Annotated in this window: 13 protein-coding genes; 11 read left to right on the forward strand and 2 right to left on the reverse strand. The window is 74.3% G+C overall.

The window, feature by feature from the left end; genetic code table 11:
* Positions 1-152 precede the first annotated feature (152 nt).
* Complete coding sequence (locus OG422_RS01350) at positions 153-1,319, forward strand: NAD(P)/FAD-dependent oxidoreductase (protein WP_143944093.1); 1,167 nt, start codon at positions 153-155, stop codon at positions 1,317-1,319.
* A gap of 10 nt (positions 1,320-1,329) precedes the next feature.
* Here the strand turns inward: OG422_RS01350 and OG422_RS01355 are convergent, their stop codons facing one another.
* Both OG422_RS01355 and OG422_RS01360 read right to left on the reverse strand, forming a co-directional pair.
* Complete coding sequence (locus OG422_RS01355; RefSeq protein ID WP_384594630.1) at positions 1,330-1,749, reverse strand: hypothetical protein; 420 nt, start codon at positions 1,747-1,749, stop codon at positions 1,330-1,332.
* A gap of 48 nt (positions 1,750-1,797) precedes the next feature.
* Positions 1,798-2,736 (reverse strand): LysR family transcriptional regulator, encoded by a 939-nt coding sequence (locus tag OG422_RS01360; protein ID WP_405738695.1) that lies wholly within the window; start codon positions 2,734-2,736, stop codon positions 1,798-1,800.
* Positions 2,737-3,006: 270 nt separating this feature from the next.
* On the opposite strand from OG422_RS01360, the gene OG422_RS01365 reads away from it, so the two are divergent.
* The 10 genes from OG422_RS01365 to OG422_RS01410 all read left to right on the forward strand — a co-directional run bounded on the left by OG422_RS01365 (position 3,007) and on the right by OG422_RS01410 (position 13,861).
* Positions 3,007-3,933 (forward strand): ABC transporter substrate-binding protein, encoded by a 927-nt coding sequence (locus OG422_RS01365; RefSeq protein WP_405738698.1) that lies wholly within the window; start codon positions 3,007-3,009, stop codon positions 3,931-3,933.
* Positions 3,930-4,883, forward strand: a complete 954-nt coding sequence (locus OG422_RS01370) for an amino acid ABC transporter permease (protein ID WP_405738701.1) — start codon at positions 3,930-3,932, stop codon at positions 4,881-4,883. The genes OG422_RS01365 and OG422_RS01370 overlap by 4 nt, the downstream gene beginning before the upstream one ends.
* Positions 4,880-5,668 carry an amino acid ABC transporter ATP-binding protein gene (locus OG422_RS01375; RefSeq protein WP_143944189.1) on the forward strand — a complete coding sequence of 263 codons (789 nt, stop codon included), beginning with the start codon at positions 4,880-4,882 and terminating at the stop codon, positions 5,666-5,668. Before OG422_RS01370 ends, OG422_RS01375 begins: the two co-directional genes overlap by 4 nt.
* A gap of 42 nt (positions 5,669-5,710) precedes the next feature.
* The gene (locus tag OG422_RS01380; protein ID WP_405738704.1) at positions 5,711-6,889 is read left to right on the forward strand and encodes an NAD(P)/FAD-dependent oxidoreductase; all 1,179 of its coding nucleotides are present in this window, start codon (positions 5,711-5,713) and stop codon (positions 6,887-6,889) included.
* A 375-nt stretch (positions 6,890-7,264) separates the two neighbouring features.
* Positions 7,265-8,116, forward strand: coding sequence for an FAD binding domain-containing protein (locus OG422_RS01385; protein WP_405738707.1), 852 nt, complete (start codon positions 7,265-7,267; stop codon positions 8,114-8,116).
* Positions 8,113-10,587, forward strand: coding sequence for a xanthine dehydrogenase family protein molybdopterin-binding subunit (locus tag OG422_RS01390; protein WP_405738709.1), 2,475 nt, complete (start codon positions 8,113-8,115; stop codon positions 10,585-10,587). Before OG422_RS01385 ends, OG422_RS01390 begins: the two co-directional genes overlap by 4 nt.
* A gap of 77 nt (positions 10,588-10,664) precedes the next feature.
* Positions 10,665-11,189 carry a (2Fe-2S)-binding protein gene (locus OG422_RS01395; RefSeq protein ID WP_143944425.1) on the forward strand — a complete coding sequence of 175 codons (525 nt, stop codon included), beginning with the start codon at positions 10,665-10,667 and terminating at the stop codon, positions 11,187-11,189.
* Positions 11,189-11,923: an SRPBCC family protein gene (locus OG422_RS01400; RefSeq protein WP_405738712.1), complete on the forward strand. Its 735-nt coding sequence runs from the start codon at positions 11,189-11,191 to the stop codon at positions 11,921-11,923. The genes OG422_RS01395 and OG422_RS01400 overlap by 1 nt, the downstream gene beginning before the upstream one ends.
* An 87-nt stretch (positions 11,924-12,010) precedes the next feature.
* On the forward strand, positions 12,011-12,505 hold the full coding sequence (locus tag OG422_RS01405; RefSeq protein ID WP_405738715.1) for a MarR family winged helix-turn-helix transcriptional regulator: 495 nt from the start codon (positions 12,011-12,013) through the stop codon (positions 12,503-12,505).
* Between the two features lie 180 nt (positions 12,506-12,685).
* Positions 12,686-13,861, forward strand: coding sequence for an Ig-like domain-containing protein (locus OG422_RS01410; protein ID WP_405738718.1), 1,176 nt, complete (start codon positions 12,686-12,688; stop codon positions 13,859-13,861).
* The last annotated feature ends 87 nt before the right edge of the window (positions 13,862-13,948 follow it).

Below are 13,948 nucleotides of genomic sequence, written 5' to 3' on the forward strand. Positions count from 1 at the left end.
AGGCACGGCGTCCGCACGGCCGGAGGAGGCGTGACCGGCCGTCACACGGCCGCCGTCCGTACCGGCCTCACCTGCGAGGGTCAGTGGACGCCGCGACGCCGCTGCCCCTCGCCGGTGAGGTCGTCACCCCGCGGCTTCGAGGAGGACGCCCCATGCACACCGTCACGGTCATCGGCGCGTCACTGGCGGGGCTGTACGCCGCCCGTGCGCTGCGCGCCGAGGGGTACGCGGGCCGGCTGGTCCTGGTCGGCGAGGAGCGCCACCGGCCGTACGACCGGCCGCCGTTGTCGAAGGCTTTCCTCACCGGTGCGGCGGACGCGGACGCCCTCGCGCTCGCCGACGACGAGGAGACCGCCGGGCTCGCCCTCGATCTGCGGACGGGCGCCCGGGCCGTCCGCCTCGACCCGCGGGCGCGGTCGGTGACCCTCGCCTCCGGGGAGGAGATACGCACCGACGGCGTCGTCCTCGCCACCGGCGCCGCGCCGCGCACCCTGCCCGGACCGGTGCCCGGCAAGGTGCACACCCTGCGCACCCTCGACGACGCGCGGGCGCTGCGCGCCGCGCTGACCGCCGGGCCGGTACGGGTGGTGGTGATCGGCGGCGGGTTCCTCGGCGCGGAGACCGCCTCGTCGTGCGCCGCGCTCGGCCATGACGTGACGGTGGTGGAGGCCGCTCCGCTCCCCCTCGTACCGCAGCTGGGCGAGGCGATGGCCGGGATCTGCGCCGCGCTCCACGCCGATCACGGGGTGCGGCTGCTCACCGGCACCGGGGTGGCGGGGCTGCGCGCGGACGGTGCGGCGGACGCCGTCACCGCGGTCGCGCTGGCCGACGGGCGGCTGCTCCCCGCCGAGGTGGTCGTCGTCGCCATCGGGGTCCGCCCGCGCACCGGCTGGCTGGCGGGCAGCGGGCTGCCGCTCGACGACGGGGTGTGCTGCGACGCGGGCGGGGTGACGCCGCTGCCGCAGGTGGTGGCCGCCGGGGACGTGGCGCGGACGGCGGGTGCGCGCAGCGAGCACTGGACCGCCGCCACCGAACAGGCCGCGGTCTGCGCCCGCAATCTCCTCGCGGGCCGCACCGAGGCCGTCCACCGCTCGCTGCCGTACTTCTGGTCGGAGCAGTACGGCGTCCGCCTCCAGTTCGCCGGACGCCGGTCCCCCGGTGACGTACCGCGCGTCGTGGAGGGCTCCCCCGACGACCGCACCTTCCTCGCCGTCTACGAACGCGACGGCCGCCCCACCGCCGCCCTCGCCCTCAACCGCCCCCGGCCGTTCGCCCGGCTGCGGCGGGAGTGGGGGCGGGCGGCGGATCCGGTGGGCTGAGGCGAAGCGGTCAGCCGTCCGCCCCGCCGATCCTCATGTCCCGTCCCGCCTGGTAGACGCGGGCGTTGCCGGAGGCGGTGGCGTGCTGGGTGACGGCGGGGGCGGGTGCCTCGGGCGGGGTGAGGTCGGCGACGAGGGCGCGGAGTTCGCCGGTGAGTTCGGGGTGGGCCGTGAGCAGGCGGCGCAGGCGGCTCTGCCATTCGGTGCCGCTGTCCGCGGCGACGGCGTCCCGGCCGGGGCCCTCGGGGGCGGCCAGCAACTCCTCGCGGGTGTCGTCGAGTTCCCCGGCGATGACCGGTGCCCGCTCGGGGCGGGTGCGCTGCCACAGGGCCAGGAAGCGGTCGCGTACGCCGTGCCAGGCATCCGTCGTCAGCGCGCCGACCAGTGCCGTGCCCGCGCTGCCCGCCAGTGCCGCGATCTCCGGATCCACAACTCCCCCTCGTGGTGGGACGGTTCGGACCTTCAGCGTACGGGGTGGTCAGACGGCGATGGGCGGCTCGGGGCGGGTGCGGCGCCCGGCGTCGATGGCGTCGGCGGCGGCGCGCAGGGTGCGGATCGCGCCGTCCAGGAACGGGTTGGGGTCGGCGGCGCGGCGGACCGCGAAGACGCGGCGGACGTGGGCGGGTCCGGCGAGCCGGATGAGGTGGATCTCTTCGGAGGCGAGCAGCGCGAGTTCGGGGACGATGGCGACGCCGAGGCCCTTGCGGACCAGCTCGAACGGGAGGTTGTAGTCGTTGGTGCGGAACAGCACCTCGGGGCGGAAGCCGCCCTCGGCGCAGATGTGGAGGAGGGAGCGGGCGGCGTCGGTGTCCTCGCGGTAGCAGATCCAGCGTTCGCCGGAGAGGTCGCCGACCCGGATGCGTTTGCGGTGGGAGAGGCGGTGACCGGTGGGGACGAGGACGTAGAGCGGTTCCTCCAGGAGGAGGATGGTCTCCAGATCGTCGGGCCAGTTGTGCGGCACCATGCCGTACTCGAAGATCACCGCGAGGTCGAGGCGTCCCTCGGAGACGGCGGGGACGGTGGTCTGCGGGTCGCCCTCCTCGTAACGCACGTCGACCTGCGGGCGGTCGCGGAGGAATTCCGCGAGGACGTCGGGGACCAGCCGGAAGCCCGCGGACCAGAAGCTGCCCAGGTGCAGCCGGCCGCGTTCGGCGGCCGCGAAGGAGCGCAGCTCGTCCTCCGCCGACTCCAGTTCGGCCAGCAGCCGGGCGGCCCGGCGGGCCAGCTGCACCCCGGCGGCGGTGGGCCGCACACTGCGCGGCGACCGCTCGAAGAGCTGGACGCCCAGGGCCCGTTCGACCGAGGAGATCTGCTGGGAGACGGCGGAGGGCGTGTACCCGAGGAGGCGCGCCGCGGTGCGCAGCGAGCCCGTGGCCACGACGTCGCGTACCGCCTGGAGCTGCGTGGGGGTCAGCATCAGGTGACGTTAACACCGGGTGCTAACGGGTCACCAGGGGTCGACCTCACCGGCGGGCGCGTAGCGCCGGAGAGCATCGTCGTGCGCGCCGGTGATCACGGGTTCTACCCCGGATGAGGCCGTCCGCACACCCCCGTTCCGCCCGTTGAGATGCATCAGCCGGGCTGGACACCATGTCCATGGATGCTCACCCTGCCTCATCTTGTGTGCGGCTCCGGGCTGCCGCACATTGAGCGGTCAGTGGCCGACCCACGGCAGAAGGGCTTCTCCATGGACAGACAGCTCCCGGCCCCCCGGGCCCGCGGCAGGACGCGCCGGGTGGTGGCCGGTCTCTGCGTCACGGCGCTCCTCCCGCTCGCCGTGGCCTGCGGCGGCGCCGACCCGACCACCCGGTCCGCGGCGCCGGTGCAGAAGAAGGACCCGGCGCTGCACGCGCTGCTCCCGGCGAAGATCCGGGCGGCGGGCACCCTGACCGTCGCGACGGGCGACGACTATCCGCCGCTGGTGTCGCTGGGGACGGACAACAAGACGCTGGTCGGCGTGGAGCCGGATCTGATCCAGGCGATCGCGCAGACCCTCGGCGTCAAGGTCACCTTCGCCAGGGCGAGTTTCGACAGCCTCATCGGCGGGGTGCAGTCGCACCGCTACGACCTGGCGATCCAGGCGATGCTGGACAAGCCCGAGCGGCGTGGCCGGATCACCTTCGTCGACTACTTCCGCACCAGCAGCTCGATCCTCGTGCCCGAGCAGCACGCGAAGGACGTCGCGGCGCTCGGGGACCTGTGCGGCAGGCAGGTCGCCGTCGAGCAGGGCACCGCGCAGGTCGACGACCTGGAGGCGCAGCGGAAGAAGTGCGCGGTGGCCGGGCGGGGCGCGCCGCAGGTGCTGGTCTTCCCGGACTCGGTGGGCTGTTTCCAGGCGCTGTCGACCGGCCGCGCCGAGGCGTTCGTCGGCGGCACCCCGACGGTGGAGTACCAGGCGGCGCAGTCCAGCGGCCGGTTGCGGAAGGTGGGCACGCCCTACCGCTTCCTGCCGTACGGGATTCTCGTCGACAAGGAGGACAAGGCGCTGGTGAAGGCGGTGCAGAAGGCCCTTCAGAAGGTCATCGACAACGGCGGTTACACGAAGATCCTCACGGCGTGGAAGGTCGGGGCGGGTGCGCTCCGGCAGGCGACGGTGAACGGCGGCGCGGTATGAGCGGACAGGCCCTGACGGCGGAGACGGGCGGCGGGCCCGCGACGGTGCGGACGTCCCCGGGCGGCGAACGGATCCGGGCGGTGCCGCAGCGCCACCCCGGGCGCTGGGTGACCTCGGCGGCCCTCCTCTTCCTGCTGGTGTTCCTGGTCCAGGGGTGGGCGGCCAATCCCCGGATGCAGTGGGCGACGGTCGGGGAGTTCCTGTTCGCGCCGGTGGTGCAGGAGGGGCTGCGGACCACGCTGGTGCTGACGGTCGCGGCGATGGCGGTCGGCGTCGTGGGCGGGGTGGCGGTCGCGGTGCTGCGGATGTCCCCGAATCCGGTGCCGGCCCGGCTGAGCGCCCTGTACATCTGGGTGTTCCGCGGGACGCCGCTGCTGGTGCAGCTGCTGTTCTGGTACTTCCTGTCGGCCATCGTGCCGGTCATCGGCTTCGGCGTGCCGTGGGGGCCGACGTTCTTCCAGGTCGACACCAACCACCTCATCACGCAGATGACGGCGGCGGTGCTGGGCCTGGGGCTGCACGAGGCCGCGTACATGGCGGAGATCGTGCGCGCCGGGCTGACGTCGGTGGACGAGGGGCAGACCGAGGCGGCGCACGCGCTGGGGCTGACGCGGCGGCAGACGCTGCGTCGGATCGTGCTGCCGCAGGCGTTGCGCCTGATCATCCCGCCCACCGGCAACCAGGCGATCTCGATGCTGAAGACCACCTCGCTGGTGTTCGCCATCGCCGTGCCCGAGCTGCTGACGTCGATCCAGGGCATCTACTCCCGCAACTTCCAGCAGGTGCCGCTGCTCGCCGTGGCGTGCGTCTGGTACCTCGTGGCGACGTCGGTGCTGAACGTCGGCCAGTACTACCTGGAGCGCCGCTTCCGCCGGGGCGCGGACCGCTCCGCCGCGGCGCCCCGCAGGCGGCGCGGGTCCGCCGCCGTCACCGAGGAGGGGCAGTCATGACGCCGACCGCCGTACGCGAAGGGTCCGTTCCCGTCGTACGGGCCGAGGGCGTCTGCAAGAGCTTCGGCTCCGTCGAGGTGCTGAAGGGCATCGATCTGACGGTGCGGGCGGGCCAGGTGATGTGCCTGGTGGGCCCGTCGGGCTCCGGCAAGTCGACGTTCCTGCGCTGCGTGAATCACCTGGAGCGGATCGACGCGGGCCGGCTGTACGTCGGCGACGAGCTGATCGGCTACGCGGAGCGCGGTGGCCGCCTCCACGAACTGGGCGAGAAGGAGGTGGCCCGGCAGCGGCGCGCCATCGGGATGGTCTTCCAGAAGTTCCACCTCTTCCCGCATCTGACGGCGTGGGAGAACGTCGTGGAGGCGCCGGTCCTGGTGAACGGCGAGCCGAAGGCGGCGGCGCGGGCCCGTGGCCGCGAGCTGCTGGCCCGGGTCGGGCTCGCCGACAAGGCCGACAGCTATCCGTCGCAGCTCTCCGGGGGCCAGCAGCAACGGGTGGCGATCGCCCGCGCGCTGGCCATGCGCCCGAAGCTGATGCTCTTCGACGAGCCGACCTCGGCGCTCGACCCGGAGCTGGTCGGGGAGGTGCTGGACGTGATGCGGGGCCTCGCCGACGACGGGATGACGATGATCGTCGTGACCCATGAGATGGGCTTCGCGCGTGAGGTCGGCGACGCGCTGGTCTTCATGGACGACGGTGTCGTCGTCGAGTCGGGCCGCCCCGCCGACGTCCTCGGCTCCCCACGCGAGGCCCGCACCCGCGCCTTCCTCCGCAAGGTCCTCTGACCCACTCCCCGGCTTCCGTCCGTCCTCCCGACAGGAGAGACCATGTCCCGTGCAGTAGTCATCGGCGCCGGTGTGCTCGGCGCGTCCGTCGCGCACCATCTGGCGCGGTCCGGCGTGGCGGTCACCGTCATCGACGCCGCCGGGCCCGCCTCCGGCACCTCCAGCGCCACCTTCGCCATCGACGTCACCCACCTCAAGACCCCGTACACGTACTACGAGCTGAACCGCCGCAGCGCCGCGGCGCATCTGACGCTGGGCGAGGAGGACGGCGCCGGGGCGGTCTGGCGGCATGCGGTGCCGCTGGTGCAGTGGGGCCACACCGCGCGGGAGCGGCGGGTGATCGAGGAGCGGGCGCGGCGGCTGCGGGAGTGGGGCCACCCGTGCCGGACGACGGGTCCGAAGGCGCTGGCGGAGCTGGCGCCGGGCGTCGATCCGGCGTCGTGCCGGGCGGACGAGCTGGTGGTGCACGACCACGCCGCCTGGTACGACGCGCCGCTCTTCGCCCGCACGCTGCTGGACCGGGCGGCCCGGCGCGGCGCGGCCGTCCACTACGGGCTGCGCGTCACCGGGCTGCTACGGCGCGGCGGCCGCGTCGTCGGCGTGGAGAGCGAGGGCCGTCGCTGGGAGGCGGACCATGTGGTCAACTGCGCGGGCCCGGACGCCGGGCGGATCGCGGAGCTGGCCGGTACGGCGCTGCCGCTGACCCGGATCCCGGGGCTGGTCGGCGAGAGCGTGCCGGTGCCCGAGGCGCGGCTGGGCGCGATCCTCGCGACGCCCGGGGTGGATCTGCGTCCGGCGCCGGGCGACCGGGTGTGCTCGATCTCCTGGCCGGTGGACGCCCGGCTCACGGCGGACGGTGCCCCGGGCGACACCCAGGATCCGGGCCTGGAGGCGGAGTTGCACCGGCTGGGCCAGGAGGTGTTGCCCGCGCTGCGGGGCGCGGCGGCCACCGGGGTGCGCCGGGGGGTGCGCCCGGTGCCGTCCGACGGGCTGCCGCTGGTCGGCGAGGTGCCGGGCGCGGCGGGGCTGTACCACGTGGTCACCCACAGCGGGGTGACGCTCGCCCCGCTGCTGGGCGAACTGACCGCCCGCGAGCTGACCACCGGCACACCGGCCGCCGAACTGACGGCGTACCGGCCCGCGCGGGAGCCCGCGACCGGGGTGCGGGACGAGAGCCTTCAGGTGATGCGGAGTCAGCCCACAGCCTCGGCACGTCCGTAGTCCGTCTCCGCCGCTCCCGGCTCCGTCCTCGCGTCGCCGGGCGGGGCCGGGGGTCGGCGTGCGGGACCGGCCAACGGCCCGTGAGCAACGGCTCCGCCGGGTGAACGCGGCGGGCGCCCCCTTGCCACCGCCCGATCGTACGTGTTCGGATTACCTCGGCCGGTGACCTCGCGTCCCTGTGGGCGTCACCGCTGATCAGCGCGTTTCCGCGGACAGCAGCCCGCCGTTCCCGGGGTCCGTGCGGCCCCGGCCACCCGCGCCATCCGTACGCACCGCACGCCGCCTCCCCTCCCCCGCACCGGCCCGCTCCTCCGCCCGAGTTCCCCACCCTCTCCGCCCCACCGGCGGGCCGGTCTCCGTACGAAAAGGAGAGTGATGAAACCCGCCGCGTTCCGCTATCACCGGGCCCGTGACACCGACGGCGCGGTCCGGCTCCTCGCCGAGCTGGGCGAGGACGCCAAGGTGCTCGCCGGAGGCCAGAGCCTGGTGGCGATGATGGCCTACCGGCTCGCCCGGCCCCGGCACCTCGTCGACATCGGCGCCCTGCGCGGCCTCGACCACCTGGGGACCGACACCGCCGGGGCGCTGCGCGTCGGGGCGCTGACCACCCATCACTCCGTGGAGCGGGCCCCGGACTCCGTCCTCGGGCCCGGTTTCGCGGTGGTCCGGGAGACGATGCGGTGGATCGGGCATCTGCCGATCCGTACCCGGGGCACGGCGGGCGGCAGCCTCGCACACGCCGACGCGACCGCCGAATGGTGCCTGCTCGCGGTGGTCCTCGACGCCGAACTGCACGTCCTCGGCCCCCGCGGGGCCCGCCGCATCGCCGCCGCGGAGTTCTTCCTCGGCCCGTACACCACCGCCCTGGAGCCGGACGAACTCCTCATCGAGATCGTCTTCCCGCGCCCGGCGCCGTACGCCGCGGTCACCGAATTCGCCGAACGGCGCGGCGACTTCGCGCTCGCGTCCGCCGCCGTCGTGCTGGACCGGGACGGCGGGGCGCGGCGCGGCGGGCGGGTGGCGCTCGGCGGCGTCGGCCCGGTGCCGCTGCGGGCCGTCGAGGCGGAGCGGGTCCTTGCGGACGGCGGCACCTTCGCGGAGTGCGCGGCGGCGGCCGCCGCCACGCTCCCGGACGACACGGACGGGCCCGGGGGCGGCGCGACGTACCGGCGGCAGCTGATCCGCACGCTGGTGCGGCGGGCCTGTGAGGAGGCGGACGCGCGATGACGGCGAGGACACCCGAGGAACGGCACGACGGACACCGCGGAGGCGACGGGTACGGCGTGCCGGACGGCCACGGCCACCGTCCGGGCGCCGCCGGGCACCCCGGCGGCCCGCACTCCGACAAACCCGGACCGCTGATCGGCCGGTCGGTCCCGCGCAAGGAGGACCCCCGGCTGCTGACCGGGCGCGGCCGGTTCGTCGACGACCTCACCGAACCGGGCGTGCTGCACGCCCAGTTCGTCCGCTCCACCGTCGCGCACGGCGAGGTCACCGCCCTCGATCTGGACGCGGTGCGGCGGGTGCCGGGCGTGGTCGCCGCGTTCGACGCCACCGATCTGGGTCTTGGCGACATCACCGCCCGGCTGCACCGGCCGCCCGAGGAGTTCACCGAGACCGCGATGCCGGTGCTGGCGCGGCGCCGGGTGCGGTACATCGGCGAACCGCTGGCGGTGGTCGTCGCCCGGGACCCGTACGCCGCCGAGGACGGTCTGGAGGCCGCGCGGGTCGCCTACGACGAGCGGGAGCCGGTGGTGAGCGAGGCGGCGGCGCTGACCGACGGGGCGCCGCTGGTGCACGAGGCGGCGGCCCGCAACACACTCGTGGACGTCGCGCCGTTCGCCACCGAGGGCATCGACGACGTCTTCGCCGCCGCCCACCGCGTGGTGCGGGTCGAGGCGCGCACCGGACGGCAGAACGCGCTGCCGCTGGAGACCCGCGGCGCGCTGGCCCACTGGGACGACCGCGCCGAGCAGCTGGTGTTGCAGACCTGCACCCAGGTGCCGCACCAGGTGCGGACGGTCGCGGCGGGCTGTCTGGGTCTGGACGAGCGGGCCGTGCGGGTCGTCGTGCCGGACATGGGCGGCGGCTTCGGCCTGAAGTGCGTGGTGGGCCGGGAGGAGATCGCGACCGCCGCGGCGGCGCTGCGCCTGCGCCGCCCGGTGAAGTGGATCGAGGACCGCAAGGACGCGCTGACCGCCTCCTTCCTCGCCCGCGAGCAGCACTACGACGTGCGCGCCGCGTTCGCCGCCGACGGCCGGATCCTGGGCCTGGACGCCGACATCGTCTGCGATATGGGCGCCTACTCCTGCTATCCGTTCACCGCCGGGATCGAACCGCTGATGGCGGCGGCGGAGCTCCCGGGCGTCTACCGGGTGCCCGCCTACCGGGTGCGCGGCCGGGCGGTGACCACCAACAAGGCGCCGAGCGCGCCGTACCGGGGCGTGAGCCGCCCGCAGTACGTGATGGTGATGGAGCGGCTCTTCGAACGGGCCGCGCGGGAGCTGGGCGTGGACGCGGTGGAGCTGCGCCGCCGCAACCTCATCACCGACTTCCCGTACACCGGTATCAACGGCATCACCTACGACCCCGGTTCGTACCGCGAATCGCTGGATCTGTGCGAGCGGACGCTGCGCGAGGAGGGCTGGTACGAGCGGCGGGACGCGGCGGCCGCCGCCGGGCGGCGGCTGGGCATCGGCTATGCCTGTTTCAACGAGCGCACCGGCTACGGCTCCGCCGCGTTCGCGCAGCGCCGGATGGACATGGTGCCCGGCTACGACCTCGCCGAGGTGCGGATGGACCCGGGCGGCGCGGTGAGCGTCACCACCGGCACGATGAGCCACGGCCAGAGCCATGAGACGACGCTCGCGCAGATCGCCGCCGACGTCCTCGGCCTGGACCTCGCGAAGGTGAAGCTCCATCAGGGCGACACGGACCGGGTGCCGTACGGCTGGGGGACGTTCGCCAGCCGGTCGGTGACGATCGGCGGCAGCGCGGTACGGCTCGCCGCGGAGCGGCTCGGCGAGAAGCTGCGGCGGCTGGCGGCGGCGCGCTGGGACGTCCCCTGGGAGGAGACGGAGCTGCACCGGGGCACGGTGCGGCGCCGGGACGTCCGGGACACCGAAGTCCCTGCTGTCCCGTACGCCGAACTCGCCGCGCTCGCGCACTTCCGGGCGCATCTGCTGCCCAAGGACCTGGAGCCGGGGCTGACTGCGACGGCGTCCTTCGACGTGTTCCACGACGGGACGTTCTCCAACGCCACCCACGGCGTCGTCGCCGCACTCGACGAGGACACCGGCGGCATCACGCTGCTGCGGTACGTCTGCGTCGAGGACTGCGGGGTGGCGATCAACCCGCAGGTCGTCGAGGGGCAGTGCCGCGGCGGCATCGCGCAGGGCATCGCGGGCGCGCTGTTCGAGCAGATCACCTACGACGAGCGGGGCGAGCCGTCGGCGACCGGCTTCCTCGACTACAAGGTGCCCACCGCCCAGGAGATCCCCGACATCACCCTCTTCCATCTGGAGACGCCGTGCGCGTCCAACGCCACCGGCGCCAAGGGCGTCGGCGAGGGCGGCACGATCGGCGCGCCCGCCGCCGTCCTCAACGCCGTCAACGACGCGCTGCGCGCCACCGGCACCGAACTGGACACGCTGCCCGTCACCCCCGAGGCGGTGCACCGCGCGCTGCACGGCGCCTGACCCGCGCCGCATCCCGCGCACACCGCCGACCCGACCCAGGAGTCCGTACCGTGAGCGACCATCCGCCCGACCTCCCGATGACCGATCCGGCGGACGCCGGGACCGATCCCGCGCTGGAGCGCCAGCTGCTGGTGCTGGACGTCAACGGCGCCCCGTACGAGGTGCTGTGCGAGCCGCGCCGCACCCTCGTGGACGTGCTCCGCCACGATCTGGGGCTGACCGGCACCCACGTCGGCTGCGAGCACGGCGTCTGCGGCGCCTGCACCGTGCTGCTCGACGACCGCCCCGTGCGGGCCTGTCTGCTCTTCGCCGTACAGGCGGAGGGCGCCGCTGTCCGCACCGTCGAATCGCTCTCCGACGGCCGCGAACTCAGCGATCTGCAACGGGCGTTCGCCGACCACCACGCGCTCCAGTGCGGCTTCTGCACCCCCGGATTCCTGATGCTGGCGGAGGGCTTCCTCGCCGAGCGGCCGGACCCGGACCGAGCGGAGGTCCGCGAACTGGTGGCGGCGAACCTCTGCCGCTGCACCGGCTACCAGCCCCTCGTCGACGCGATCCACGGCTGCGCCACGGCCCGGCGCGCCGCGCGGAAGGAGAACTGATGCGGATCGGCAACAGCGTGCCCGTGACCGCGCCGCCGGAAGCGGTGTTCGCGCTGCTCAACGACGTACGGCGGGTGGCGTCCTGCATGCCGGGCTGTGTACTCGACGGCCCGGAGGGCCAGGACGGCGACGCCTGGCGGGGCCGGGTGACGGTCCGCGTCGGCCCGGTCGCCGCCGCGTACGGGGGCACCGTACGGTTCCTGGAGTCGGACGCCGGGCAGCGACGGCTACGGCTCCAGGCGCGGGGCGCCGACGCACACGGCCGCGGCAACGCCGAGGCGGAGGTGGTGCTGACGGTGACCGACGACCCGGCGGGCACCCGGCTCGACGTCACCACCGACCTCGTGATCAGCGGCAAACTCGCCCAGTTCGGGAAGGGCGCGCTGGACGCCGTGTCGCAGCGGCTGCTGCAACGATTCGCGGCGAATCTGGGTGGGTTGCTGGAGGAGGAGCGGGTGGGGGACGCGGCCGGTGCGGGCGGCGCCGCGGCCGGTGCGGGCCCCTCGGATTCCGTGGCGGGCCGTCCCGTCCCCGCGCCCGCCGCGCAGACGCCCGGCCCCCCGGCCGCCGCCGCGCCCGCGCCCGTGAGCGGCCCGTCCCTGCTGCCGGGCGGCCCCGCAACCGCCAAGTACGGGCCGCTGGTGGCCGCCTTCGCCTTCGGCGTCTTCGAGGGCTGGCTGCTGGCCCGCCTCGGCCATCTGCGCCGCGAACTGGCGAAGGCGCGGCGCGGGTGAGCGCGGGAGCGAACCGTCCCGGAGAGCTCACCCCCGGGGTGGGTCACGGCCCCGCGCCGCCCGCGATCACCGTGATTGAGTGACCCCATGTCAGACGAGACCCCTGCGGGCACCACACCCGCGCCCGGGCCCGCGATCCCTGCGGCGCTCACCGACGCCCCCGGCTATCAGGTGCGCCGGCTCCACCAGGCGTACCTCGCGCTGTGGGCGCGCGCGGTCGATCCGACGCTCACCGGGCCGCAGTTCGCGGTGCTGACGGCGGTGCGGGCGGCGCCCGGCCGGGACCAGCGGTCGATGGCGACGGCGGTGGCCCTGGACACCTCGACCATGGCGGACGTGGCCCGCCGCCTGGAGACCCGTGGCCTGCTCGTCCGCCACACCGCCGCGGCCGACGGCCGCCGCAAGCTGCTCTACCTCACCGAGGCGGGCGAACGGGCACTGCGCGCGGCCCGCTACCGCCTCGACCTGCTCGACGAGCGGCTGCTCGCCCCGTACGGCGCCGAGCGGCGCGGGGAGCTGATACGTCTGCTGACATCTCTGGCCGACCACTGGGAGGGCCTGAGCGAGGACCCCGCCCCGTAGACGGCCCGCCCGGACACGGGCCCCTCCCCCGCCGAGACCTAATTGTGTCATTGAGGTGCGATCCGGCGGACAACCACGGAAGCTGACAAACCGTCTTCTGTTATGGCGGAACGTCCGCGCGGTGCGCCGCGCCCACGTTCCGCACCTGTCTGCTTGCGCTCTGTGCTCTTGGAGGAACCCGTGCTCGCCGCACCACGCCGTCATGCCGTCCGCTGGATACCCGCCCTGTTCGCGGCGGCCCTGGTGACCTCGTGCGGTACAGGCGCCACCGCCTCCCAGGCCCAGGAGCAGCCCGCGGCCGAGGTCACCGTCACCCCGGCCGCCGGTGCCAAGTCCGCGCCGCTCGGCGACCCCATAGCGATACGCACCGAGGGCGGAAAGATCACCTCGGTCGAGGCGCAGGACGACAAGGGCGCCGCGGTGCCGGGGAAGTTGGCCTCCGGCGGCACGTCCTGGACCTCCGACGGCAAGGTCCGGCCCGGCACCACGTACACCCTCACCACCCGCACCACCTCCGACGGCGGGCGGAAGGCCACCAAGAAGACCGTCCTCACCACCGCCGAGGCCGACCGCGTCAACAAGCTCACCAACTCCCCCGGCAACGGCCAGACCGTGGGCACCGGTATGCCGGTCTCGGTCCTCTTCGACAACCCGATCGACAAGGGCCGCCGCGCCGGGATCGAGAAGGCCCTCAAGGTCACCACCAGCCCGAAGGTCGAGGGCGCCTGGGGCTGGGTCACCGACTACTCCGGCAAGGACCGCATCGACTGGCGGCCCAAGACGTACTGGCCCGCGGGGACCAAGGTCACCGTCAAGGGCGCGCTGACCGGCGTCCCGTCCGGTGCCGGCGGCTGGTTCGTCCGGGACTACGACTTCGGCTTCACCATCGGCGCCGACCACAAGGCCGTCATCGACGTCCCGTCGCACACCCTGACCATGTACGAGAACGGCTCCGCCGTCGGCACCGTCAAGGGCTCGGCGGGCTCGCCGCAGGCGCCGACCCGCGGCGGTGTGCACACCGTCCGCAGCAAGAACGCCGACGAGACCATGGACTCCTCCACCATCGGCTACGGCGACCAGTGGATGCTGGACGCGAAGTGGGTCACCCACCTCACCGCCTCCGGCACGTTCCTGCACTCCGCGCCGTGGAACAACTCCATCGGCGCGGTCAACAACTCCCACGGCTGCTTCGGCATGACCACCTCGGACGCCAAGCGGGTCTACGACTTCCTGCCGGTCGGCTCCACCGTCGAGGTGCGGGGCACCAGCAACACCGAGCGCACGGACGTCGGCAACGGCCTGGAGGTCTGGCAGGAGAGCTGGCCGCAGTGGCAGCAGCGCTCCGCCCTCGGCTGAGCCCCGTCCCCGATCCCGGCACCCGCTGCGGTGCCCCGGCCCGGCGTCGTCCCTCACGGACGGCGCCGGGCCGCTGTGTACGAGGTG

It is taken from the genome of Streptomyces sp. NBC_01525, assembly GCF_045040405.1.
GTDB classification, from domain to species: Bacteria; Actinomycetota; Actinomycetes; order Streptomycetales; family Streptomycetaceae; genus Streptomyces; species Streptomyces benahoarensis.